The organism is Acetobacterium sp., from assembly GCF_030652775.1.
GTDB lineage: Bacteria > Bacillota > Clostridia > Eubacteriales > Eubacteriaceae > Acetobacterium.
In genome coordinates this window covers 1-25,167 of the sequence record NZ_JAUSPS010000008.1, presented here as the reverse complement: position 1 = coordinate 25,167, position 25,167 = coordinate 1, and the positions used below count along the sequence as shown (strand labels likewise).

Below are 25,167 nucleotides of genomic sequence, written 5' to 3'. Positions count from 1 at the left end.
TTCTTGAATAAGGCGCCCGGTTAAAGGTGCCTGCTGTTTTAGTAAGTTCGCACCGACGGCAAATCAGATAAACTTTGTTCTACATAATCTTCAATGCTGACAATCTGATTTATGTTCATAAGAATATCTTTCTTTAACGCCCTGTCATGCACCTTATAGAAATTCGGATCCCCGGCCCATCTGGTTAAATCAACGTCGTTTAAGGTCTTGCCATTAATCAATGTTATTGTTTTATTTTTCATTATTCCTGTTCCTCGGCTTTTCTAATCACCTCTTCCAGGTTTATTTTTCTCCCGGCTCCCTTTAGTTCTTTTCTTGCTTCAATAACAAGTTTTTCGATTTTTTCCAATAAACCACTGACAGCATAAATATAATCAAACACGATACTAGCTTTTGTTGCATGTTCAAAGTATCCGCATTGCAATTTCCAAAGATTTTCTTTTGTGAAATCCGTCAAATCAAAATACCCTTCCGATAAATCCTGGTTGATACATAACGCCTTTTCAATCTTCACGGTTGCATTCATTAATTCACCTTCGATTACTGCCAATAAATCGCTTGCCGCTGCCGTCTTTGTTACAATTTCCATTTAATTTTCTCCTTCATTTTTTATTCGAATGTCTTTGTAGTACCTGGTTGTTTTTGTTCTTACTTGCTTGATTCCAAATGATTTGAGCTGTTTCCCGAGCGCTGATCCTGACATTGGCTTATTAATTCCATTTTGACCACAGAAGCAATCATAAGCTGAAATCACAGTGCCCACAGGCAAATCATTTCCTGGCGATACTTCTATTCTTTCGCTATAGAATGCATAAGCTGAGTCACTATCCGCTTTAAATGTTTCCATTTCCTGAAGCGCTGCTTTCGAAATTGTCAATTTCCAGTTATTCACTTTCAATCTTTTTAGCCCCTGAAGCGCCCACCAGAAAAACAAATCCAGCTCTTCTTCAATTATTTTTCTGGTTACAATAGGATCTCTTGCGTGAGTGGTGATCCCATTTTGAAATTCTTCTTCTGTCCCAAATGTGTTATTAAACGGAATAATGCAAAATCTTCTGTAGAATCCATCTGATTTATCCGAAGCCGATGGCAATCTGTTTAAATTGAAATAATGGGTCATATTAAAGTTCATAACTTTTATGTCTTTGTTTTTACGGTTAACCCTGACGGCTTCACCACATATCATTGACTTAAACGCCGCGCCAACTTTTACGCCGGACAAATCATCATCCATTACAATATTTGCAATCTTACCTTCTGCTGCTGAGATATCAAAATCTTTGGAAAAATCACTTAAGCCGATTGAACAGATATTATCCCTTGATCCTATCAACGCCTGCATAATTTCCATTAAAGCGGACTTTCCGTTTTTCCCATTACCTAAGAAAATAAATGCCTGCTGCACTTCCTGGGCTCTTGGTGAAATCAATAACCCCATGGCTTCCTGGAGGGTCAATTGACTCTCTAAGTCAAGTATTTCATTTAAAAAACGCTTCAATCTTGAACTCTTAAACTCCAGATCATTAACCTGTCTAAAATTCGCCTGAAATTGTCCTGTAAGGCGGTATTCATTACTGTAGGGTAATAATGCCCCTGTTTCTAAATTAACCGTGCCATTCAAGCAATTAGCGAACTTTTTTTCTTCATAGTTTCTTTTTTCTTCACTTGCCACCATTAACATGATTTCGGCAAACTCTTTTGCTTTTCTCACGGTGCGATCTGTGTCGTTTTGGCAACTGGCAAAATAAATTTTATGAAGGCCATGGGCGCCAACGTGTTCATAAAAACCCTTTTCATGGTTGTAGAAAAAAGTTAAGTTCCCACGGCTAAAGCAATGCTTATCTTTCATTACATACCTGGCTAATGAAAATGGAATAACCTTTCCGTCTGATGTAAAATAGTTAAGTGTCTGGATTTTTTCGCAAACGCTCTTTGCGATTCTTTCAACTTCATTTCGATCCAACGGCGGTTGGCACTTAGAATCATTTAAAGTTTGCAAAAATGCGCTAATAATGGTATGATCATTAATATCAGTCTTACCAAAGACCATCATCCCATCACGGAACAAGCTATCATTTCGTTTTCCTGAAGGATAAGCTTCTCCACTAAACCCGTCATTGTCCCATGATTGGGTTTTTTCTTTTTTTTGTAACTTATCCCGCTCTACAAAAATATCAAATAATTCACCAGGCATTTCAGTAATTGGAAGATCCACCATAACCTGGTAACTGCCAATGGTTCCATCTTTCTTTTTTTTCTGGCTGCCAGGGGCAACAATCACACCACCATCCGTCCGTACATCAATGCCTGGAAAATAATCGGCCCGATTTCTTAACCCTTTACGGTATTTGAAATATATATGCATCCCGCCATTTGGGGTTTCAGTCATTAACGTTTCGGGCATTCCTGGCCACAGTTCATTAAACGTCTTTACTCCATCCACGCCATCAACATGATTAACGTCTAAATCCACTACCATAACACCAGACTTTTCGCCGGTAAGCAAAGCTGCTCCTGTTGCATCGGTGAGTTTTACCAATTCATCAAAACTTTTAACCCAACACTTGGGATCGCTCCACTTAACCATCGGAAAACCCGCATTATTATTTATTGGTACCACCGGAAATAAACTATACTTCTTAATAAACTCAAATTTTTCAATTGATATTCTACTCACCCCTTTTCTTGCCTCAACAGTCTCACCTCTTTTAACTTTTGATACCAGGGCCATAAAAAGCTAAACAGAAATTGTCTTATTTCCTGTGTTCTCCTGTAACCATTGGGTTAACCCATCACGGTTAAAGAACACTCTACCACCCAGCCGCAAAACTGGAAAATCTTCTTCTTCTCTGGCTAACCGATAAAGTTGAGCTTTTGGTAATCCTGAAAAATTGATTGCTTCATGGATATTTAGCATTAAACCAAACTCCTTCTGCTGTTTGTTCATTTTGCCACCTCCTTTTCAAAAACAGAATAGCACACGTTTTGTCGTGTGTCAATATTTTTTATACGGTATCACGTGTTATTTATGAAAACATACGTCTTGACCGTTTATTTATTGCATGATATATTAGAAGTACAATTTGAACAAAAGGAGAGCGCTTAGATATGGATATTGGTTCTAATATCAAAAAAATACGAAAAAGCAAAGGCATTACACAAACTGCCTTAGCTAAAAACACAGGCATCCCCTATAGAACACTTCAAGATTATGAAAATAATAAGATCAAAGAACCTGCTGTTAGCAAACTTACCGTGATCGCAACTAAATTAGGCGTAACATTGGGCGAGCTTACTGGCGAAACTGAAGTGTTAAAAAATGAATTGAGGTTAAAAGACATTATCGCTACTGAAAGAAATTTAATTAAAGATCTCTCTTTACTAAAAAAATCATTAAGTGAAATTGAAGATAAGATAAAAAACGAAAATGATCCTGAAATTTTAAGGACTCTCCCTGAACAATACAATGCAAAAAAATTCGATCTTAACCTCTGGAGTGCGATGCACAAAAATATAGAATCAGAAATAAATACTTTGTGTAAAACTCTTGGTACTACAAAAGAAGATTTTATAAAAGAAAATATTATTGATGAAAAAAAATCTGACTATATTGATTTACTTGTTATTGCAAACAAACAGGTTAATTCACTTGTAAAAGATGATCTTCAAAATGAAAATCGTATATTTGAAAGAATAGTTTCCGGCGATCTAGAAAATTTCCAAAAACTATTTACAGACCGTGACATAGTGTTTTTTTGCCAGGCAATGGATTCGCTAATCTATTTAAAGAAGCTAATAGAAAATAAAGATAGTCCTTATCTGCCTTTAGCAGTTGAAAATTTAAGACACAGTCTTAAGCTGTTTTTTTCTAATGATTCGATTGGCATGGACGTTGCACCAGAAAACATTGATGATCTCTTTGAGACTCTCTCAAAAGGTTTTCAATTAAATCCACCACAATAAATCAATCTACTGTCACCTAATAACTTAATCAAAAAATACCAGAAACCCACTAACTAAACCAGTTAGGGGGATTTTCTGTTTTATAGGGTGGTGACAGGAAAATGACAGGAAAAATACTTCCTGTCACCTGAAAAAATGGCTTTAAATAGGTATTCTTTATATATTTGATGACAGGTGACAGTGAATAATAGTATTTAATAAAACCAGAAAGGATGTAGATATTATGTCAAGACCAATATTTAAAAAGAAGATTAAAAACGGCAGGGTGTATTTCTTTTACCGGCTCCGACACACGCAACTAAGAAAACCGCTTGATATGTACGCTAAGACCGAAACCGAGCTGAAAGCAAAGATAAAAAGCAAAGAGTACGAATTAGACCGGGGCGTGACTTCGGATAAGGCTTTCTTTGGAGACTATCTTAAGAAGTGGCTTGATGCTGTTCACATTAACGGCAAAAAAGAAGGGACTGTTCATAATTACTATGTATGTTATGACAACCACATTAAAGGATCCCCTGTTGAAAAGATCCGACTGAAAGATTTAAGCGCCCTAGATCTCCAGGACTATTACCAGAGTATCATTGATACCAAGGGAATCAACGTTGTTAAATCAATTCATAAAATGGTCTGTCCTTGCTTGAGATATGCCTTTGCTAATCAGAAAATATTAATGGACTTCACCAGAGCAATTAAGCTGCCAGCTCCAAAGGAAAAAGATGAGGATGAGGTCTCAAGGGTATTAACACGGGATGAACAGGAGAAGTTTATTAAGGCTATCAAGGGCGCCACTTATGAAGTATTGTTCTTGACTGCATTAAACACTGGACTACGGATCGGGGAACTTCTTGCATTAACCTGGGATGATCTTAGTTTTGAGAGTAAAGAAATATCTGTTTCTAAACAAATGACTTATACAAAGGATCGGACAACAAAGAGATATACCAATAAAATAACCGCACCAAAAACAAAGGCTGGAACACGTGTTATTCCCGTACCTGAGTTTTTAATACCCCGACTAAAAGAACTGAGGGTAAAAGAACTGGAAAAGAAAATGAGATTGCAAAATAAATGTGCTGACCTTAACCTGGTCTTTTCTGCAAAGCTTGGTGGTTATCTGGCTTTCAGTTCTGTAAGAACTTCGCTTGATACCATAATTAAAGAAAACAAAATCGAACATTTCAAAATCCATAGTTTACGCCATACCTACGCAACCCGGCTATTTGAGCTAGGAGAGCAGCCTAAAACCGTCCAGGCGCTGCTGGGTCATTCTGACATCGCGATGACAATGAACGTTTATACTCATGTTTTAAAAGACATCAGTGCCATCAGTGCTGGAAAAATGGATACCTTACACAATGAATTATTATGCAAGGCGGAATAAATAATAAAAATTATTTAGGGGGCAAAAAAGGGGGCAAACTTTCCCGTGTCGTAAATTAAAAGCTCTGAAACCGTTTCTATCAAACGGTCTCAGAGCTTTTTCAAAACTACATATCAAATTTTTTATGAATATGAACCATTGCTTCTTTACCGCGTTCCTTATCAATCAGACAGGAAATCTTGATTTCCGAGGTGCTGATGGTCTGAATGTTGATACCTAGTTCAAATAACGCTTCAAAGAACTTGGAGGCAATTTCGGCATTGGCCACGATCCCGGTACCGATCACGGAAAGTTTGGCAACACCCTGATCGTATTCGACTTTTTGGGCATTGACCTCAAAGGCAAATTTCTGAGCAACGGATACGGCTTCCTGCAGTTCATCCACATCAATGGTGAAAGAAATATCATTAACTGATGTCCGGTTGACATTCTGGACAATCATATCCACATGAATGTTGGACTTTGCCAGAGCACTGAACAATCTAAAAGCAATCCCCGGTTGATCCGGCACTTCAAAGATTGAGATTTTTGCGATATTTTCATCAAGAGATACCCCTCGAACTAATACTTTTTCCATAATAACGTCCTCCTTAATAATGGTTCCTTCATTGTAATTATAGCTTGATCGTACCACCAGTGGCACCTTGAATTTTTCGGCCATTTCCACTGACCGGGGATGCAATACCTTAGCTCCGGTGCTGGCCATTTCCAAAACCTCTTCGTAGGAGATTTCATCGATTTTTGAAGCCGCTTCGACAATTCGGGGATCAGCGGTGTACACCCCATCAACGTCGGTATAGATTTCACACAGTTCAGCCTTTAATGCGGCTGCCACGGCCACTGCTGAAGTATCGGAGCCACCGCGGCCAAGGGTAGTAATATCCTTATTTTCATTGATACCCTGAAAACCGGCGACGATGACAATCTTTCCGGCGGCCAGTTCCTTTTCAATTCGATGGGTATGAATATCATTAATCCGGGCTCGTTTATGAACACTGGATGTAACAATTCCGCATTGGGCACCCGTTAAACTCACCACATCGTGTCCCATCGACTGAATCGCCATCGCCAGCAACGATATCGAAACCTGCTCGCCGGTTGCCAGCAACATATCCATTTCCCGATGGGGTGGATGTTCATTGATCTTTTGCGCCAGTTCAATCAGATCATCGGTGGTATCGCCCATGGCTGAAACCACCACCACGACTTTTTTCCCTTTTTCCTTGGTCTCAATAATCCGACCAGCAACCCGCTTTATTCTTTCTACATTGGCGACACTGGAGCCACCATATTTCTGTACGATTAGATCTTGCATTTACCTCAGTCACTCTTTCCTTATACGTAGATACGGGCATAAAATAATTCAGGCACCGTTTCCTTCAATTTTTCTGCCATTATATTAAAATCACTGGCGGCGATGGCGTTTGTCACCACATAAACCTGATTGTCATTAACGATGACGGTTTTTCGGGCGGCCACCGTTTCCACTGCCGTCAGCACCTGATCCAGCATTTCTTTATTACCCAGATTTGCTCTTAAATAATATTTACCTTTGAATATTTCGGTGCCCATTTTATTAAGATGACGGTTGAGCCGCAGCGGCTTGGGCAAATTCTGTTCGCCGACAATATTGAGGATATAGAGGACATCCCCAACCACAGCATTGGCGGTGGCATCTTTTCCGGCGCCTTTTCCATAAAACTGCAGTTCGCCGATAATATCGCCAGTGATGGAGATGATATTGAACTCGCTGTTGACGTTACTCATAATCGAGGCTTCTTTAAACAGCACCGGTTCCACCGTGGTATAGACATTTTTTTCTTGAAGAATGGAATGTCCGAGATATTTGACCACGTAACCCATCGATCCGATCATCTCAATATCGGCGGCGCGAATATCGGTGATTCCTCGTTTATAAACATCTTCATCGCGGATAATGCTTTCATAAGCCATCGATGAGAGAATCGAGAGCTTGCGGGATACATCGTAACCTTCAACGTCTGCGGTGGGATCGGCTTCAGCAAAACCGATGGATTGAGCCAGCGCCAGAGTATCGCCGAAATCTGCCCCTTCTTCGGTCATTTTCGACAAAATGAAGTTGGTGGTTCCGTTAAGAATCCCCTTAATTTCGGTAACCCGATTGATTTTCATTTCTTCTTTCAAACTGCCGATAATCGGAATCCCGCCGCCGACCGAAGCCTCGTAACGCAGCACCACGCCATTTTCTTCGGCCAGCGTCAGCAATTCCTGAAAATATTCGGAGATGACAGCCTTATTGGCGGTAACCACATGTTTTCCCGCCCGGAGGCATTCTTTGATCATTTCATATTCAAAGTCCATGCCACCCATCAGGGCAATCACCAGGCCAATACTTTCGTCTTCCAGAATCTCACTGGGGTGAGTCACAATTTTTCCGACGGTATCGCCCAGATCCTTGGACGCATCCCGTTCCAGTACCTTGGTTATGACCGGACTTGACTTTCGGGACTCTACATCGGTAAAATTACCAGCAAACTTACCTTTATTTAAATTGATGAGTTCATAGACACCAGAACCAATTGTTCCAAAGCCTAAAAGCGCGATATTCAATAAAATTCACCTCGTATATGTATTTATTCTAAAAACACTTGTTTTTTCAGTGAAAACATTCTATCATATAGCTAGGGGTTATTCAATACCCTCCCGAGAAGATTTTTTGAAGATTTTTCCCGGCACACCAAATTTTTTGGAGGAATTACATGAAAAAAGGCTATAACAGCACGCGATCCAAAGACATCAACGTTACTGCATCCCAGGGCATCCTGCAAGGATTGGCTCCGGATGGTGGACTCTTTGTCCCCAACTTTATTGAAAATATTAATTTAGACCCAACACAATTCATGGAGAAAAGCTACGGCGAGATGGCCAACGCGATCTTTTCAGCTTTTCTCGATGATTTCAGTGCCAAACAAATTGATGATTCGATCCAGGGCGCCTATTACTCCGGTAAATTTGAAGAACAAGAACCGGTTTCTCTGGAAAAGGTCAAAGACCGATATTTTCTGGAACTCTTTCACGGGCCAACCTGTGCCTTTAAAGATATGGCTCTAACTATTTTACCATATCTGATGGTAGAGTCCATGAAAAACGTCAATAACCAGCAGAAAATTATGATCTTAACCGCCACCTCCGGGGATACCGGCAAGGCGGCACTCGAAGGTTTTGCCGATGTTTCGGACATCAGCATCATTGTCTTTTATCCCAAGGATGGCGTCAGCACCGTTCAGGAAAAACAGATGCTGACGCAGACCGGTAAGAACACCTGTGTGGTGGGAATCGATGGCAATTTTGATGATACCCAGAATGGCGTTAAAGTGATCCTCAACGATCCTCAATTGGCGGCCGAACTGGCTAAAGCCAACGTGATCTTTTCCTCGGCCAATTCCATTAATATCGGCCGACTGCTGCCTCAGGTTGTTTATTATTTTTATAGTTACTATGAACTGCTTAAGCGAGGCGAAATCCAACCGGACGAAAAAATAAATTTTGTCGTTCCGACCGGAAATTTCGGTAACATCCTGGCCGGTTACTACGCCTCACTGTTGGGATTACCAATTAATAAGCTAATCTGTGCATCCAACGCCAACAAAGTTTTGACCGACTTTTTTACGACCGGCCACTATGATCGCAACCGGAACTTTTATAAGACTTCTTCCCCTTCGATGGACATTCTGATTTCCAGCAATCTGGAGCGGCTGCTTTACGATGTCTCCGGCGCCGATCCCGATGCGGTTAGTGATCTGATGGCGCAGCTTAAAAATCAGGGTGCTTATCAGGCCTCTAAAACCCTGATGGAAAAAACCAGTCTTTTCTATGCCGGTACTGCCGACGAAGCCGAAACCGCTCAAGCAATTAAAGCCATTTTTGATGAAAGCCATTATCTGATGGATCCCCATACGGCCGTTGCCAACAAGGTTTACGAAGACTATCTAAGCGAAACCGGCGATGCCACCAAAACCGTGATTGTCTCCACCGCCAGCCCTTATAAGTTTGGCCGTTCGGTTTATGAAAGTATTTTCGGAGACTGTAAGTGCAACGATTATGAGCTTTTAACAGTTCTGGCGGAAAAAACCGGCACTACTATTCCCTTGCCATTAAAAGATCTGGACAAAAAAGCCAATCAGCATCAGGGTCAATGTGATAAAACCGAAATGTCCCAGGCCGTTCTTGCTTTTTTAAAAGATCAGGTGGAACAAAATGATTAAGGTTCGGGTGCCGGGAACCAGTGCCAACATCGGCCCGGGGTTTGATGCCTTTGGCCTGGCGCTGTCGATTTATAATACCTTCAGCTTTGAAGAAAAAAATGACGGCAAGCTGACGATCCGGGGCGTTGAAAGGAAGTATCAAAGCGATACCAATCTGGTTTACCGTTCAATGCAGAAGGTGTTTAAAAAAGTAGGCTACCACCCCAAGGGACTTTACATCCACACCGATGTGGATATCCCCATCAGCCGGGGTCTGGGCAGTTCAGCCACCTGCATCGTCGGTGGACTTTTTGGCGCCAATGCCCTGATTGGATCACCCTTGTCAACTGCGGAACTGTTTGACATTGCTGTGGAACTGGAAGGCCATCCTGACAACGTTGCCCCGGCGATCTTCGGGGGGCTGGTGGTGTCGATGAACGATCACGGCAAGAACATTCACATCAAGAGCCAGGTTCATCCCTGTTATGAGTTTTACGCCCTGGTGCCGGACTTTCCCTTATCGACATCCGATGCCCGACAGGTTTTGCCTAAAAAAATCAGCTTTGGCGATGCCACCCATAATCTGCCCCGGGCTACCATGACCTATCTGGCACTAACCAATGGGTCAGCGGATATTTTAAAGCTGTGCATGAGGGACCGCCTGCACCAGCCCTATCGTAAAAAACTGATTGCCCACTACGATGTCATTACCAAAAAAGCCCGGGAAATAGGCTGCCTCAACACCTGCATCAGCGGTGCCGGCCCCACAATTCTGGCTATTAATTCAGTGGCTAACGACAGTTTTCAGCAAGACATGCTTGCCTATTTAGCAGAAAAAGCACCGGGCTGGCAGATTATTCCCCTGGCTCCCGATAATACCGGTGTCCAGATTTTGGAAGGTTAAGCCGATGATCAAAGATTATCTGATTGTTAATAAAAAAATACTGCCCGATTATTATTCCAAGGTGGTGGAAGCCCGAATCTTAATGGAGTCCTCCCAATGTAAATCGGTGAGTGATGCGGTTAAAAAGGTGGGCATCAGCCGTAGTACCTATTACAAATATAAGGATTACATCTTTACCCCTTCGGAAAACTATGGCCGTAAGTTCACCCTTTCTTTTAAACTGGATGATCAGCCTGGAATTCTCTCTAATATTTTGAATATTCTCCGGGATCACCAGACCAGCATTATCACCATTCATCAGGATATCCCCATTAACCAGGCCGCCGTTGTGATTGTGACCCTGGACGGAAAAGATCTGATTTTGACTATCGATGAATTGATGGCGATGCTGGAAGCGTTAGACGGCGTTCATGGTGTTCATCTGATTGCGATGGAATAAAACAAGAGCCCCATTCTGAAAAATCAGAATGGGGCTTTTTAATAATGCTAAATTTTATTTCAGTTTAATAAAGCTCGATCGTATTCGACAAACTGTCTTCGCTGGAGAACCAGTAGTAAGAACCCAAAATATCATCCATCAGATCTTCAGCGATGCTGATGGTATTGGCATCGATAATCGCATAATGAAAATATTTTTCACCCGAATTCAGGGCTGCTTCGAGATCTCCCACAAAGCGATTCTCCTCGCTTTGTTTTTTCAGATCATAGAGCTTGTTTTCTTTGACGAAATAATTGGCCTCCGTGGCAGTGAATTCCGGATATTCAATCAAGGTCTGATCAGGTTGATGTGATTTAAGAAGTTCCGCCGTGGTAACACAGAAATAGTCATAGAAGATGCTCTTTTCCGGCTCGTTGTTATCTTCGATGTTAAATTCCCCCCAGGTGGCATCCAGATAATAATACTCCCCGTCAACCCGGACAATATTCCAGGCATGGGCGCCCTGGCCAATGGCCTCACCCGCCACATAAGAACACTCAATTCCGGTGCGTTTCAACAGATATTGAATGGCTTTGGAATACCCGGCACAGACCGAGCCTTTTTTTCCGAAAACACTATAAATATTCTGATCATCCTGGAGATCTTCCTGATAGACGGTGTTCTTTATCACATATTCGTAGGCATATCTGACTTTTTCATAGTCGCTCATACCATTTTTTATGCCGCCACTGTATTTCTGAAAGGCCGCCTCAATTTCGGCCTGTCGGCGATCTTTCTCGGCTTCGTCGTACGGGTACTCAACCATTACCTTGCTGACTTTCTGATCGCCTTCGTCAAAATAATAAGAAAATTCCCCGGCCCAGAATATTTCTGGATAGTCGTAATCAATGGCTGAAAGAACCCGCTCGATTTCTTCAGTGTTGACCCCACTGACCTTTACTTCGGTATCAAAATCCGTTAGCATTCCAACCACCCTGGCATAGGCCTGCTTTTCATTTTCCTCAAGAAAGGCATAGCCATCAAAGGACTGCTGCTGACTTGCTGCGATTTCTTCATTCTGCTGGGCTTCGGTGTCATCGAAAAACGATTGGATATCCATGCTCCCGACCAGATCTTCCAATGCCAGATATGCCCCGGCTGCTATTAGCAGAATAATAAGCATTGATATAATAATGACAGCGACTACTTTTCTTCCGTTATGATTGCTCACGTCTGTTGCCCCCCTTGTGTGGTCTCTTTTATATATTACCCTTTATTTTAAACATCTGTATTTTTTATCAAGAGATTTAATGCCAAACAGTAAATAATTTTACCACAAATTCTTGTGGACACCCTAAACTTTTATGACATATACTTAATAAGGATAAAGAAATCATAAGGAGGCTACCATGCCAGAGTATCATCCAATCACCTGTACGACAGCCCTGCATGAATTGAAGCGAAAAATTCCCTATGGCTGGGATTTGAATATTTATAAAGGTTGCAGCCATGGCTGCCGTTACTGCTATGCCATGGGAACCCACGGTTTTACCGGGCTTGCTGATTTTGCGGGCAATATTTCGGTCAAGACCAATATTGTTGAAGTTCTGGAAAAACAGCTTTCTTCACCGAACTGGAAACGGGAAATTGTCAATATTGGCGGTGTTACGGACAGCTATCAACCGGCGGAAGCCCAGTATCAGCTGATGCCGGAAATATTAAAGCTGCTGATCAAATACAAGACCCCGGCGATTATCTCGACCAAATCGGATCTGGTGCTCCGGGATTATGACCTGATTGACGAATTGTCCCAGATTACCTATATCAATGTAGCGGCCACGGTGACGACCCTTGATGAAGCCCTGCGAAAAAAAATCGAACCTGGCGCAGTATCTGGCCAGGCCCGCTTTGAGATGCTCAAAACCTTCAGAAAAACCAATGCCTCTACCGGTCACCATCTGATGCCGATTATTCCCACTCTCACCGATGATTCCGATACCCTGAGCGCTTTATTTGAAGCGGGAAAGGATGCCGGTATTCATTATGTGCTGCCCGGCGCCCTTTATCTGCGCGGGGCCACAAAACCAGCGTTTTTCGACTTTATTAAAACTAGCTATCCCGAAAAATATGACACCCTTTGGAACCTATACAAAAAAGGCGGCGCTCCCAAAGAATATAAGGACGAGCTCTACGGCAGGCTCAATCCCCTGCGCCAGTCCTTTGGCCTGTCCAACAGCTACAGCAAACCAATTAAGGAAAAACTGAAGGTCTATGCGCCGTCAGAAGAACAGGTTTCGTTTATTTAATAACCCTTCACAAAATTTATTTCCCGACAAAAGGAGCAATTCACATGCATATACGACCAAAACCCTGGGCTCGCCCAGAACTGGAGGCCTGCGGATTTTTTCAGGCCTATCCCCCGGATCATCTGGGACAATGGCAACAATTATTTAAAAAAAAGCAGCCCCTGCACATTGAATTGGGCTGTGGAAAAGGTACCTTTATTGCTGAATTAGGCAGTCGGCAGCCAGAAATAAATTTTCTGGCCATTGATCTCATTGATGCCGTTTTAGGTTTAACCAAACGGAATATTGAAGCTGCTTATGCTGAAAAAAAACAACCCATTGATAATGTCCAAATCATGTCCTGGGATATTGAACGCATTGATGCCATCCTCTCCCCAGAGGATGGCGTCAAGCGGATTTATATTAATTTCTGTAATCCCTGGCCCAGGCGACGCTACCAGAAAAAACGACTGACTCATACCAAACATCTGAACAAATATAAAAAACTTTTATCTGCAAATGGGGAAATTTATTTTAAAACCGACAATGATGATCTGTTTAGCGACTCGATCAAATACTTTGAGGAAACCGGTTTCACCATAACAACCCTAATTCCCGATCTCAATGCCTCAGATTATCCGGACAACATTGAAACCGAACACGAAAAAATGTATGTGGAACAGGGAATAAACATTAAATTTTTAATCGCAAAGTTATTTTAACCTTAATTATTAAAAATTAAACTCCTTTTCCCAATTAAAATCGCCGGACGTTTCAACACTTTTGGGCCAGTGCTCGCACCAAACCGGTACCTTAGGATTTTCAACCCGATCCAGACTGGGGGTATAGGGTTTGATATCCAGTACCGGGGTGCCATCATTAGCATCAATGTATGGAATCCGGATGATTCCCTTTTGATCATCAATGTCCAACACCGTAACCGGAGTTAATGCAATGGGGTTTGGCCGAAGGGGAGATCGGGTAGCGAATACTCCCATTACCTCCGGGGCCTGTTTATAAGGCTGGGGAGATGAAAGAATACTACGGGTTTCTTCATTGTCAAATTCGCTGAACCACCAAAAGATATTGATATGGGAAAATCCGTCTAATCCTTTCAGCCCTTTTCGATACATTTCTTCCAGTTCAATGAACATTTCCTCTCCCTGAATGTGAATTGTTCCGATTGGTTTTAAATAATAGTTTTCCATGTACTTACCTCCATGATTGTATCCTCAATTTTTTTTATATCCTCATTCTAGACCCTACCACCATGTGAGAGTCAATAAGAAATTATAATTAACTGCTTGAAGAAAGTACTGCGGCTAAACTTAAACGCTTATTTTCTGATCCCCTATATTAATTAACCCCTCAATTATTTAATTAGTTGCTCAATCGTTGCCATTGACACCATCAAGCACCTGCCATATACTATTATTAGCATCACGTCTATAAAAACCAGGCTATTTTTAGCTGCTTTTATTTAACTAAAACACTCTATCATTTCTATAGGAGGTAAACTTATGGATACAAATGACATATGGGCGATCGCTTGCCTTGTCTTGGCAATCATTTTTATATTGTTGGCTCTTATTTTTGCCCTATTAAAAGAAAAGGCTACTATTCTTATTAGTGGTTTTAATACTTTGCCCAAAGAACTTCGAAAAACGTATGACACTCGGCAAATGAGCAAAGATATGCGTAATCAATTTGCTTTGTGGACGATCGTTTTATTGTCTGGAGCAATTCTTTCGCATTTTATCAGTTTCTATTTTGCTATAGCAGCCTCAGTCCTTTGGCTGTTTCTGTTTTTAAAAGAGGTCCATTTTGATATCGATAAAGCCTTTGATCGTTACCGGAAATAACATCGATTCCATTTATATTAATGCTAAATTTATTACTCACACTTTTCCAGTTCAATCTGAATTTCTGTGAGATAGTCATCTGGGTTCCCTTCATTCCAGGGACCCCGGTGGCAAATTTGTCTGTTTTTCCCTTTCATTTTGAAACTTGAATGTTCAGTCAGCCAATAAGCCAGGGAACGGAAAGCTCCGGATATATTTTCAAAGGGTCCGCACACCATTGTTGAAGCCATCATCGCTACCGCTTCGGTTTCTCTAAAACAACGGAGGTTCCCTGACTCAACAACTTTCTCCACCAAGACACAGACCTCCACATCTACATCTTGTTCCTTGAACTCATTATCATGGTAAATCGCAAAACACTGCTCGTTAACTGGCAGGTCAATCTTTTGCTTTTGTATTAATTCTGTCAATTCTTTCCAAAGCAGTCCCTCACAGAAATAATCTGGTATCACCCGCCGCAACGAAATAACCGGATATGAAGGGATCTGCTTAATGGTAAAATCATAGCGGATGTCAATTTTATCTTTTTTGATGCTATCCAATGCCACTTCGATTCTTTTCAGCTTTTCCTGTTCCTGTTCTAAGGACCGCCGGACTTCAATTTGTTTGTTTCTTAATTGATCCGCAATGAAATCCCCAGTCCAATGATCCAAAGCACTCTTTATTTCTGATACCGTATAGCTAATATCCCTTAAAAAGATTATCTTATGAAGCACCGGGATTTGTTCCACCGAATAAAACCGATAGCCGGTATTTGGATCCGTCTGTGCCGGTTTCAACAGGCCATTTTCATCATAGTAACGAAGCATCCGAATTGATACTTGGGTTAATTTTGAAAACTCACCAATTTTGAACATTGCTACCTCTTTCCCTCCGTGTTACCATTTTATGATCGACTAGATAAACACCATTTGTATAAGCACCATATACGCCAGAGTTCCCCCGCCAATGCTCAACAGGTTGTTTCGCTTCCAGATATGAAGTAACGCTACAATCCCCACCGAAATAAACTCTGGAAATCCGTGCGGGGGCACCATAAAACTGACCCCTTTTAAACAATAAACCACCAGAATGGCAATAACCGCAGCAGGTAGCAGATCTCCCAGGGTTTTTACGATTGCGGGCACTTCCTTCCCACCGCCAAAAAGGGCAAATGGTAAAAATCGCGTCAAAAATGTACAAGCGGCGACCACCAGAATCACCAGCATTGGCGTTAAAATAGCTGAACTCATTGACACACCTCCGGATTCTCCCCTTGTTGAATGCTATTTTTAAAGACCAGCAGCAAACACACCGAAGCAATCAGCGCCGGCAAGATAAAAGCGCTGGCTCCAAATATAAAAAGCGATGCCGCCCCGCAAACCGTCCCCACCAGGGCTGGTAGATGGGATTGATAACTATACCACTGTTCAATAAAAATAACCACAAACAGGGCAGTCATGGCAAAATCGATACCGGTCGTATCAAAACCGATAAAACCGCCAATGATAGCGCCAAGGGTACAACCAATAATCCAGTAACTTTGATCCAGGGCCGCCACTGTAAAAAACACCTCTTTTTCATTCAGCTCTTTGGGGATCTTCATCCCACAAAGGAGCGAATAAGTCTCGTCGGTTAATGAGAATACCATATACCACCCCCATTTTCCCATGGCTTTGAATTTTTCGATAAAAGATAAGCCATAAAAAATGTGACGGCTTTGCACTGACAGTGTCAGGATAATCAGTGACAGTAAACCCATACCACCACCCAGTAATCCAATTAGAACAAATTGCATAGATCCCGCATAAATAATCAGACTGATGAAAAATGCCCAGATAAAATTGTATCCAGCCTTTTCCAGCAGAATGCCAAAGGCAATTCCCATAAAAACATAACCGAAAAGAACCGGCAATGATTGAATAAATGCATATTTTAGTGTCTCTTTCTTCATGCCTACCTACTTAGTTTTTCATTGATGATAAACTCATAAATGGCTTCAGCCACGCCATCCTCATCATTGCTGGAAACAATATGAGTGGCAAGGTCTTTAATCGATGCCTTTGCATTTCCCATGGCTATTTTGAGCGGTCCGCAAACCTCGAACATTTCCCGGTCGTTGTCGCTGTCGCCAATAACCATCACCTCTTTCAGCTTAATCTTTAAATACTCGCATAATTTGATTAAACCAAAACCCTTATCCACACCAGTCGGAATACACTCCACACAATAGTCCATCGGTCGAATCACTTCCACGCCATCAATCATGCCAATTTTATTCATGAGTTCATCTAAGAAAACATAATTTGTTGATGATAAAACAAATTTACTGATCCCCAATTCTTGATCGTCGACATACGCTTGTACATCGGTTACCACAATCTGCTTATCCTTAAACTCCTCCACATGGGCTTTAGCCCAGCCTGACCGATCCATCCAGAATAAAGACTGCTCTGTACACACACAGCCTTTATTTGTATATGCCTGCCAAAATATTTCATTCGTCGGTTCAACAATTCGCAATAATTCCTTAATATTCTTCCGGTCTAAATCAACCTCGTGAATAATCTTTTCGTTTTTATAATCCTTGATCACACCCCCACTACCAGAGATGAGATAATCCATTGCCCCAATTGACTGAGCAAAAAAGAGGGCTTCGCTGTCAATTCGTCCTGTTGCCACCACCGGAATAATTCCCATGTTAATTACTTTTCTAAACGCTTGAATATTTCTATCTGAAATTGTGTTAGTACTATTTAATAAAGTACCATCCAAATCCGTTACGATCATTTTTATTGTCATTGCGTTACTTACTCCGTTTCCTTAATTTTTCTTAAATCAATGGCCTATTATAACATATTTTTTTTGCTAAACCTTTTCATTTTTATTTTTTTCTTGCAACTTCTCTATTTTAGGTTATACTGATAATACTTAATTGGGTTAACTATTATCCTACTTAAATATTAATCTGTGAAAGGAGCTTCAATTGAATACAAATGGACACGAACTGTTCAAGGCTTTTCATCACATCAAAAAATCGAGTATGGGGCGCATCCATACATGTTTGATGAAAGACCTCAAACCCCATGAATTTTTTATGCTAAAAACCCTTAAAAAGATGTACGAGGAAGATCAAAAAGAAGCCCAGACAAACAATCTCCCAGCGGCTCCCGGCGTCAAAATTTCTCAACTCAGTCGGGAAACCGCCATTTCCATGCCTGGTGTTTCACAAACTATCTCAACTTTAGAAAAACATGGTTATGTGAAACGAATTGCCTCAAATAAAGATCGCCGTTTGGTTTATGTTAACCTGACCGATGTCGGCCGACAGCTTGAAATCGACGTATCACAATCGGTCTTCCAACTCTATGATGAAGCCGCCGCTATTTTGGGCGAAAAAGACACCCATGCCCTGGTTCTTTTATTAGACAAACTAGCGCAAGTCTTTGATCAGATTGATCAAAAATAAGACTTAGAACACAACGAAACATAAGAAAGGAAAACAATATGATCAAACTTTCACGCTATTTAAAACCCTATCTCGGGATCCTCCTAATAACGTTTTGCCTGCTTTTTGTCCAGGCCATCACCGAACTTAACCTCCCCAATTACATGTCTGATATTGTTAATGTTGGTATCCAGCAAAACGGGATCGAACACGCAGCACCAGAAGCCATCAGTGAAGACGGTTATACCCTGATGACAACCTTTATGACTGAAACAGATAAACAAACAATAACCAATAACTATGCACTGATGGGTCCAGATGATACGTCTAACCCTGCTTATCAAGCGACTGTCGAAAAATTCCCGTCTCTTGAGACACAAAGCCTCTATGTCCTGGATGACCCCAGTACTGATGCTTTCGCAACCCTGGATCCTATTTTCGGAGAAGCAACCTGGACATTCATTAATTACATGCGTTCTCTGGATACCAGTACCGCTGATTCCAGTGCCACCAACAGTATCACCGATCTCGATTTTTCAAAGATTTACGAGGCTCTGCCGATGCTCACACAATTGCCTTCATCCACCTTTGATGAAGCTAGAAAACAGGCCGCCCAAACCCCGGAATCCACGCAAATTCAAACCGCTGTTCAATTCACCAAACAATTCTATACCGAACTTGGTGTTAACGTCGGTGCTATTCAAAATCTTTATATCTTAAAAATCGGGGCATTGATGCTGCTGCTTTCTTTAATTAGCATCACCGCCGCCATTGCGGTTGGTTTTTTCTCAGCCCGAACTGCAGCCGGTGTTTCACAGAGTCTCCGTCGGGATGTATTCAGAAAGGTTCAATGCTTTTCCAATACAGAGTTTGATAAATTTTCGACGGCTTCATTGATCACCCGAAATACTAACGATATTACTCAAATCCAGACTATTATAATCATGGGAATCCGTATTTTATGTTATTCCCCCATTCTGGCGATCGGCGGTATTATTATGGCGCTAAGACGGACCACCTCGATGGGTTGGGTTATCGTGGTCGCTGTTTTAGCTATTGTCTTGCTTATCGGGGTTGTCTTTACAATTGCGATGCCCCGGTTTAAGCTGATCCAAAAACTGGTGGATAAACTGAATCTGGTCACTCGGGAAAGCCTGACCGGTCTGATGGTTGTTCGCGCTTTTGGAAACCAGAAATTTGAAGAGAGCCGTTTTGATTCGGTAAATAAAGATACCACGGCCAACAATCTCTTTGTTAATCGGGTAATGGTCTTTATGATGCCGACCATGATGTTTATCATGAATGGGGTAACCCTACTAGTTGTTTGGGTAGGTGCTCAGCAAATCGCCGCTTCGGCTATGCAGGTTGGTGATATGATGGCCTTTATGCAATACACGATGCAGATTATTTTCTCCTTCCTGATGATGTCGATGATGTTTATCATGATTCCCCGAGCGGCTGTTTCCGGCGATCGGATTCAGGAAGTGCTGGCGGTTAAACCCAGCATTGTCGATCCGGCAGCACCCAAAGAACTGCCGATGAACGCTCAGACCACCCTGGCTTTCGACCATGTCTCCTTCCGATACGAAGGCGCTGAGGAAGATGTCCTTCATGATATCAACTTCGTCGCCAATCCCGGCGAGACCACCGCCTTCATCGGTTCCACCGGTTCGGGTAAATCAACTCTGATTAACCTGATTCCGCGGTTTTTCGATGTTACCTCGGGTTCCGTTAAAATCGATGACATTGATATCCGAGAGGTCACCCAACACGATCTAAGGGAGAAAATTGGTTATATTCCCCAAAAAGGGGTACTTTTTTCCGGCACCGTGGCTTCCAATCTTAAATATGGTGATCAGAAGGCCAATGCAGAAGACCTCGCCATTGCCGCTAAGGTCGCCCAAGCCACCAGCTTTATCGAAAGTAGTTCGGACGGCTTTGAACGAGAAATCGCTCAAGGTGGTAGTAATGTTTCCGGCGGGCAGAAACAGCGTCTATCAATAGCCCGGGCGCTGGTTCGAAAACCGGATATCTACATTTTTGACGACAGCTTTTCCGCTTTGGATTACAAGACGGATGTCGCTTTGAGACGGGCTTTAAAAGAATACACTGGCAACAGTACGGTGCTTATTGTCGCCCAGCGGATTAACACGATCATGCATGCCGAACAGATCATCGTTCTGGAACACGGACGGGTCGTCGGCAAAGGGTCTCACAGCGAATTATTAAAAAACTGTGCGACCTACCAGGAAATTGCATCCTCACAATTATCAGAGGAGGAACTAAACATATGAGCGATCAAAAAAATATAAAAATGCCAAAACGCGGTAACATGGGCGGGGGCGGAATGGGACGAGGTCCTGGTGGTCCCGCCGGAATGATGCCAGGCGAAAAGCCCAAAGATTTCAAGGGCAGTCTCAAAAAACTGGCCCGCTATCTATCCGCTTACAAAATCAGCCTCTTTTTTGTACTGATCTTTGCTGTTGCATCCACTGTCTTTATGATTGTGGGCCCCAAAATATTGGGAAATGCCACCACTGCCCTTTATGAAGGGGTTATGAATATAATTGCTGATAATGGCAAAGGCATCGATTTTAACTATATCGGTCAGATCCTACTTCTGCTCCTTGGACTCTACGTCATCGCCGCTCTGTTTTCTTATATCCAGGGCTTTATTATGACCGGTGTTTCGATGAAGGTAACCTATGAACTCAGACGAAATATTTTTGCCAAAATCAATCGTCTGCCGTTTAAATATTTTGACAAAACCAGCTATGGCGAGGTTCTTTCTTTCCTTACTAATGATATTGAAACCGTGAATCAGACCCTGAACCAAAGTGTTACCCAGATCATCACTTCAGTAGCAACCCTAGTGGGTATTCTGATTATGATGTTTTCCATCAGTTGGCAAATGACCATAGTCGCGCTATTGATTGTCCCCATCTCATTTGTCATTGTGGTGAATATTGTCAAAAAGTCCCAACCATATTTCAGCGAACAGCAAACCTATCTGGGACATATTAACGGCCATGTGGAAGAAATGTATAGCGGCCATAACGTGGTTAAGGCCTTTAACGGCGAAGCATCGTCTTTTGAAACCTTCGACCACTATAACACCACCCTTTACAGTTCAGCCTGGAAATCGCAATTCCTGTCCGGACTGATGATGCCGATGATGACCTTTATCGGTAATCTCGGTTATGTGGCGGTTTGTATTCTCGGCGGTTATCTGGCGGTTAATGGTCGCCTGAGCGTTGGTGATATTCAGGCCTTTATCCAATATGTCCGCCAGTTTACCCAGCCAATTATGCAGATTGCTAATATTTCTAACATCCTGCAGCAAACCACGGCCGCTGCCGAACGGGTCTTCACCTTTTTAGATGAAGAGGAAGAGGTTTCCGAAAGCACCACTGCTTTTGATCTCGCAACGGTCTCTGGCAGTGTCGATTTTGACCATGTGAACTTTGGTTATAACCCCGATAAAACGGTTATTAAAGACTTTTCTGCCCACATCAAAGAAGGGCAGAAAATTGCCATTGTTGGCCCCACCGGAGCCGGCAAAACCACCATCGTCAAGCTGTTGATGCGTTTTTATGACGTGGAATCCGGGGCGATCCTGGTCGATGGCCATAATATCAAGGATTTCAGTCGGGGCGATCTGCGCAGCCTCTTTGGGATGGTACTCCAGGACACCTGGCTTTACAATGCCAGTATCCGCGACAATATCAAATATGGCCGTCTCGATGCCACCGATGCCGAGGTCGAAGCCGCCGCCGTAGCCGCCCAGGTGGACTATTTTGTTCATACTCTGCCAGATGGTTACAACATGTTTTTAAATGAAGAAGCCAGCAATGTGTCTCAAGGACAGAAACAGCTGCTGACCATAGCCCGCGCCATTTTGGCCGATCCTAAAATCCTGATTCTCGATGAAGCCACCAGCTCGGTGGATACCCGTACCGAGGTACTGATCCAGAAAGCCATGGACAACCTGATGGAAGGGCGAACCAGCTTTGTCATTGCCCATCGATTATCGACCATTAAAAATGCCGATCTCATTCTGGTTATGAATGAAGGGGATATTGTCGAGCAGGGCAATCATGATGTTCTGCTTGCTCAAAACGGTTTTTATTCAAATCTGTATAATTCTCAATTTGAGAAGACTGAAGAATTAGAAGACGACTTGATCCAGAATTTAGAAGATTTAATACCGGCACTCTAGTTAAACTGCTGTAAATGAGCTTAGCAAAGTGCTGTGAGTTTTACGATCATCCTATGTTGCTTTAGCTAAGTGATTCAAAATAAAAGGGAGATTATCCAGATAGTCACTGACTATCTGGATATCTCCCTTCTTTTGTTTAAGCGCCATTTTTTATTTTCCCACTCGGACTGCGACGGCTTCGATTTCTTCCCGAATCGACAAAAAGGCATCAACCAGGATCGGATCGAAATGAAGGCCCCGTTCCTTTTTAATAATTTCAAACGCCGTATCGTTGTCATAGATTTCTTTGTAGGGTCGTTCCGATGTCAGCGCATCAAAGACATCAGCAATGGCCATTATCCGGGCGCTGAGCGGAATGGTTTCACCCGATAAAGCTTCCGGGTAACCGCCACCAATCCATCGTTCATGGTGATACATTGCGACCTCACAAACCATGTTATAATAATCCACATCCTGGATCTTTTCCAGGGCATTTTTTAAAATGTTCTGGCCGTTCTCAGCATGCTTTTTCATCAGCACCCATTCTGCTTCGGTTAATTTTCCCGGCTTGTTCAAGATGCTATCCGAAACCATAATTTTTCCCACATCGTGAAGTGGTGCGGCCGCATAAAGCAACCGGATAAACCGCTCATTAACAGTCTCTGGATAGTCGCCATTTTGGAGCAGCACGGCAGCGATTTTCTCGGCATAGAGACTTGTTCTCCGCACATGTTCGCCGGTGATGGTGTCGCGGATTTCGATAATATTGGCAAAGCTGATAATAATCTGTTCCTGGATTTCTTCAATTCGGGCCGTTTTCAAAGCCACTTCCTTTTCCAGTTCCTGTTGATAATTAAGCACCAGTTCTTTGCGTTTTTCCGCTTCGGTTACATCCAGATACCAGATCACATAACCTCGGATCTGGTTGTTCCGCCGGATCGTCTTGATATAAGGCTCGTAAACCCGGCTTTCAAGATAAAACAAGCTGGTATCCTCAGCTTTTAGGGTCTGATCAAGAGCAGGCGATATGATCGCAAGCTCCGTGTCCTTCTTTGCTCTGGCAAACTCCGGAAACAGCACAATAGCCTGTTCATTGACTTCCTTATAGAGATGATTGTGGTCGACCACGATAATAGCATCATCTGGAATTGTCAATAACAGTTCAGTCGAAACCAGCAAGGAATTATTTAGATATCCTTCGATGATGAATACCGCCATGGGCTGAAAACAATGATAAGTACTTTAATCTACTATGCAGCTTGTTGTTGATTTACATAAAAGAGCTCGCGGTAAGTCAGAGGTGGATACCCGCCATTCGTACTGTAAATTCGTCGTCGATTGTAATAATGAATATAGCGGTAGACAATCGTTTTTACCTCAGCCATCAACATGTTTTTTGTATCAATTTTATAGAGTTTCTCCTTTTTCAGTGTTGCGAAAAAGCTCTCCATCCGGGCATTATCATAACAGCGACCGGTACCGCTCATGCTTTGAACAGCATTTGCTTTTTTCAGTGCATTCCGAAACGATTTGCTGGTGAATTGCGTGCCCCGATCTGAATGAAGAATCATACCTTTGGCATGATCATCTCTGCAAGCCTTCTGGAATGCGTCAACACAAAGATCAGCCCGCATGTTGTCATCCATCTTGAAACCGCGAATGGTGCCGTCATAACAATCCAAAATGGGTGCCAGATAAAGCTTTCCTTCTTTACAGGGTATTTCAGTGATGTCCGTTAACCATTTTTGATTGGGCGCTTTTGCTGTGAAATCCTGTTTAATGAGGTTTTCAGACTTCTGGGCAGCGGCGTCGGCTTTTGTAATGCCATTGGGTTTACGTTTCATATGAATCATCAGATTATTTTCTTTGCAGATGCGATAGATCGTCCTTAAACTCCCACAATATTTCCGGTATAGCCGTAGATAATCATAGATGCGGCGTACCCCGTAATTGGCATTTTCCGCATCTTCCTGTATTAATTCATAGATTTGCGCCAAAAGATTTGCATGCTTATCCGGTTTGTTTTTAAACCGCAGATGCTTGTAATAACCTGATTCGCTGACACCAAGCGCACGACAGAGGACGGCGACTGGCCAACGGCTCCGGCGGCTTGAAATATAAGCCATCCGCTGGTTCTTTGCTATTTCTTTCGGCGCTTTACAAAAAAACCAAGTGCATCCTGCAGGATCTCAATTTCTTCTTTGGCTTCCCGCAGTTCCTTTTCGAGTTGTTTTAAACGCGTTGTATCGGTTATTGGGATATTTCCAGGTTCTTCAGAAAACCCGGGCTTTCCTTTTTTGGCCTTGCTAATCCAAGTGTACAATGTATCGACTTTAATTCCCAGTCGATCGGCCGCAGCTTGGTTTCCAATTTCACTTGCCAGTTTTAACGCTTCAAAGCGTTCTTCTGCGCTGTATGCTTTTTTCATAATTTATCAGTCCTTTTTTCTTTCTATTTTACCTCATTTCCTTGCAATTTGGGACTGCACTTTTATGATATCACTCCA

26 protein-coding genes are annotated in these 25,167 nt (G+C 42.3%); 11 read left to right on the top strand and 15 right to left on the bottom strand.

All coding sequences use genetic code 11. The features are described from left to right. Positions 1–38: 38 nt before the first annotated feature. The 4 genes from Q7J41_RS00970 to Q7J41_RS00955 are packed head-to-tail and all read right to left on the bottom strand — an operon-like array spanning position 39 to position 2,947. A complete protein-coding gene (locus tag Q7J41_RS00970; protein WP_304884376.1) occupies positions 39–242 on the bottom strand; it encodes a hypothetical protein in 204 nt (67 codons plus the stop codon). Continuing rightward, a complete protein-coding gene (locus tag Q7J41_RS00965) occupies positions 242–589 on the bottom strand; it encodes a hypothetical protein (RefSeq protein WP_304884374.1) in 348 nt (115 codons plus the stop codon). Before Q7J41_RS00965 ends, Q7J41_RS00970 begins: the two co-directional genes overlap by 1 nt. After that, positions 590–2,677 (bottom strand): phage/plasmid primase, P4 family, encoded by a 2,088-nt coding sequence (locus Q7J41_RS00960; protein ID WP_304884372.1) that lies wholly within the window; start codon positions 2,675–2,677, stop codon positions 590–592. Between the two features lie 60 nt (positions 2,678–2,737). Further along, positions 2,738–2,947: a helix-turn-helix domain-containing protein gene (locus tag Q7J41_RS00955; protein ID WP_304884371.1), complete on the bottom strand. Its 210-nt coding sequence runs from the start codon at positions 2,945–2,947 to the stop codon at positions 2,738–2,740. Positions 2,948–3,108: 161 nt separating this feature from the next. Here Q7J41_RS00955 and Q7J41_RS00950 point away from each other — a divergent pair, with 161 nt between their 5' ends. Both Q7J41_RS00950 and Q7J41_RS00945 read left to right on the top strand, forming a co-directional pair. Then, the gene (locus tag Q7J41_RS00950) at positions 3,109–3,963 is read left to right on the top strand and encodes a helix-turn-helix domain-containing protein (RefSeq protein ID WP_304884369.1); all 855 of its coding nucleotides are present in this window, start codon (positions 3,109–3,111) and stop codon (positions 3,961–3,963) included. A gap of 223 nt (positions 3,964–4,186) precedes the next feature. Beyond that, the gene (locus Q7J41_RS00945) at positions 4,187–5,344 is read left to right on the top strand and encodes a site-specific integrase (protein ID WP_304884368.1); all 1,158 of its coding nucleotides are present in this window, start codon (positions 4,187–4,189) and stop codon (positions 5,342–5,344) included. A gap of 106 nt (positions 5,345–5,450) precedes the next feature. Here Q7J41_RS00945 and Q7J41_RS00940 read toward each other — a convergent pair whose 3' ends face one another. Next, positions 5,451–6,659, bottom strand: a complete 1,209-nt coding sequence (locus Q7J41_RS00940) for an aspartate kinase (protein WP_304884366.1) — start codon at positions 6,657–6,659, stop codon at positions 5,451–5,453. Positions 6,660–6,679: 20 nt separating this feature from the next. Further along, positions 6,680–7,933: a homoserine dehydrogenase gene (locus Q7J41_RS00935; protein ID WP_304884364.1), complete on the bottom strand. Its 1,254-nt coding sequence runs from the start codon at positions 7,931–7,933 to the stop codon at positions 6,680–6,682. 149 nt (positions 7,934–8,082) lie between these two features. Here Q7J41_RS00935 and thrC point away from each other — a divergent pair, with 149 nt between their 5' ends. The 3 genes from thrC to Q7J41_RS00920 are packed head-to-tail and all read left to right on the top strand — an operon-like array spanning position 8,083 to position 10,910. Beyond that, a complete protein-coding gene (gene thrC / locus Q7J41_RS00930) occupies positions 8,083–9,588 on the top strand; it encodes a threonine synthase (RefSeq protein WP_304884361.1) in 1,506 nt (501 codons plus the stop codon). Then, positions 9,581–10,471, top strand: coding sequence for a homoserine kinase (gene thrB, locus Q7J41_RS00925; protein ID WP_304884359.1), 891 nt, complete (start codon positions 9,581–9,583; stop codon positions 10,469–10,471). The genes thrC and thrB overlap by 8 nt, the downstream gene beginning before the upstream one ends. Before the next feature lie 4 nt (positions 10,472–10,475). Next, on the top strand, positions 10,476–10,910 hold the full coding sequence (locus tag Q7J41_RS00920; protein ID WP_304884357.1) for an ACT domain-containing protein: 435 nt from the start codon (positions 10,476–10,478) through the stop codon (positions 10,908–10,910). Positions 10,911–10,974: 64 nt separating this feature from the next. On the opposite strand, the gene Q7J41_RS00915 is transcribed toward Q7J41_RS00920, so the two are convergent. Beyond that, positions 10,975–12,120, bottom strand: coding sequence for a transglutaminase domain-containing protein (locus Q7J41_RS00915; protein ID WP_304884355.1), 1,146 nt, complete (start codon positions 12,118–12,120; stop codon positions 10,975–10,977). A 178-nt stretch (positions 12,121–12,298) separates the two neighbouring features. On the opposite strand from Q7J41_RS00915, the gene Q7J41_RS00910 reads away from it, so the two are divergent. Further along, positions 12,299–13,195 (top strand): radical SAM protein, encoded by an 897-nt coding sequence (locus Q7J41_RS00910; protein ID WP_304884353.1) that lies wholly within the window; start codon positions 12,299–12,301, stop codon positions 13,193–13,195. Between the two features lie 44 nt (positions 13,196–13,239). After that, positions 13,240–13,896, top strand: a complete 657-nt coding sequence (gene trmB, locus Q7J41_RS00905) for a tRNA (guanosine(46)-N7)-methyltransferase TrmB (RefSeq protein WP_304884351.1) — start codon at positions 13,240–13,242, stop codon at positions 13,894–13,896. 9 nt (positions 13,897–13,905) lie between these two features. On the opposite strand, the gene Q7J41_RS00900 is transcribed toward trmB, so the two are convergent. Beyond that, on the bottom strand, positions 13,906–14,382 hold the full coding sequence (locus Q7J41_RS00900) for an SAM-dependent methyltransferase (protein WP_304884349.1): 477 nt from the start codon (positions 14,380–14,382) through the stop codon (positions 13,906–13,908). A 312-nt stretch (positions 14,383–14,694) separates the two neighbouring features. On the opposite strand from Q7J41_RS00900, the gene Q7J41_RS00895 reads away from it, so the two are divergent. Next, positions 14,695–15,036: a DUF3784 domain-containing protein gene (locus tag Q7J41_RS00895; protein WP_304884347.1), complete on the top strand. Its 342-nt coding sequence runs from the start codon at positions 14,695–14,697 to the stop codon at positions 15,034–15,036. Positions 15,037–15,068: 32 nt separating this feature from the next. On the opposite strand, the gene Q7J41_RS00890 is transcribed toward Q7J41_RS00895, so the two are convergent. From Q7J41_RS00890 to Q7J41_RS00875, 4 genes are read right to left on the bottom strand one after another with little or no spacing between them, the layout of a single operon-like run. Further along, on the bottom strand, positions 15,069–15,893 hold the full coding sequence (locus Q7J41_RS00890; protein ID WP_304884345.1) for a MerR family transcriptional regulator: 825 nt from the start codon (positions 15,891–15,893) through the stop codon (positions 15,069–15,071). 39 nt (positions 15,894–15,932) lie between these two features. Beyond that, on the bottom strand, positions 15,933–16,268 hold the full coding sequence (locus Q7J41_RS00885; protein WP_370650964.1) for a branched-chain amino acid transporter permease: 336 nt from the start codon (positions 16,266–16,268) through the stop codon (positions 15,933–15,935). After that, complete coding sequence (locus Q7J41_RS00880; RefSeq protein WP_304884340.1) at positions 16,265–16,969, bottom strand: AzlC family ABC transporter permease; 705 nt, start codon at positions 16,967–16,969, stop codon at positions 16,265–16,267. The genes Q7J41_RS00885 and Q7J41_RS00880 overlap by 4 nt, the downstream gene beginning before the upstream one ends. A gap of 2 nt (positions 16,970–16,971) precedes the next feature. Continuing rightward, positions 16,972–17,817 (bottom strand): HAD family hydrolase, encoded by an 846-nt coding sequence (locus tag Q7J41_RS00875; RefSeq protein ID WP_304884338.1) that lies wholly within the window; start codon positions 17,815–17,817, stop codon positions 16,972–16,974. A 184-nt stretch (positions 17,818–18,001) separates the two neighbouring features. On the opposite strand from Q7J41_RS00875, the gene Q7J41_RS00870 reads away from it, so the two are divergent. From Q7J41_RS00870 to Q7J41_RS00860, 3 genes are read left to right on the top strand one after another with little or no spacing between them, the layout of a single operon-like run. Further along, positions 18,002–18,484, top strand: coding sequence for a MarR family winged helix-turn-helix transcriptional regulator (locus Q7J41_RS00870; RefSeq protein WP_304884336.1), 483 nt, complete (start codon positions 18,002–18,004; stop codon positions 18,482–18,484). A 38-nt stretch (positions 18,485–18,522) separates the two neighbouring features. Beyond that, positions 18,523–20,757, top strand: coding sequence for an ABC transporter ATP-binding protein (locus tag Q7J41_RS00865; RefSeq protein ID WP_304884333.1), 2,235 nt, complete (start codon positions 18,523–18,525; stop codon positions 20,755–20,757). After that, positions 20,754–22,682 carry an ABC transporter ATP-binding protein gene (locus Q7J41_RS00860; protein ID WP_370650963.1) on the top strand — a complete coding sequence of 643 codons (1,929 nt, stop codon included), beginning with the start codon at positions 20,754–20,756 and terminating at the stop codon, positions 22,680–22,682. Before Q7J41_RS00865 ends, Q7J41_RS00860 begins: the two co-directional genes overlap by 4 nt. Before the next feature lie 150 nt (positions 22,683–22,832). On the opposite strand, the gene Q7J41_RS00855 is transcribed toward Q7J41_RS00860, so the two are convergent. The 3 genes from Q7J41_RS00855 to Q7J41_RS00845 are packed head-to-tail and all read right to left on the bottom strand — an operon-like array spanning position 22,833 to position 25,089. Then, on the bottom strand, positions 22,833–23,879 hold the full coding sequence (locus Q7J41_RS00855; RefSeq protein ID WP_304884331.1) for an HD-GYP domain-containing protein: 1,047 nt from the start codon (positions 23,877–23,879) through the stop codon (positions 22,833–22,835). A 32-nt stretch (positions 23,880–23,911) separates the two neighbouring features. Beyond that, entirely contained in the window at positions 23,912–24,787 is an 876-nt protein-coding gene (locus Q7J41_RS00850) for an IS3 family transposase (RefSeq protein ID WP_304884329.1), read from the bottom strand. Positions 24,788–24,801: 14 nt separating this feature from the next. Continuing rightward, positions 24,802–25,089, bottom strand: a complete 288-nt coding sequence (locus tag Q7J41_RS00845; RefSeq protein WP_304884327.1) for a transposase — start codon at positions 25,087–25,089, stop codon at positions 24,802–24,804. Positions 25,090–25,167 lie beyond the last annotated feature (78 nt).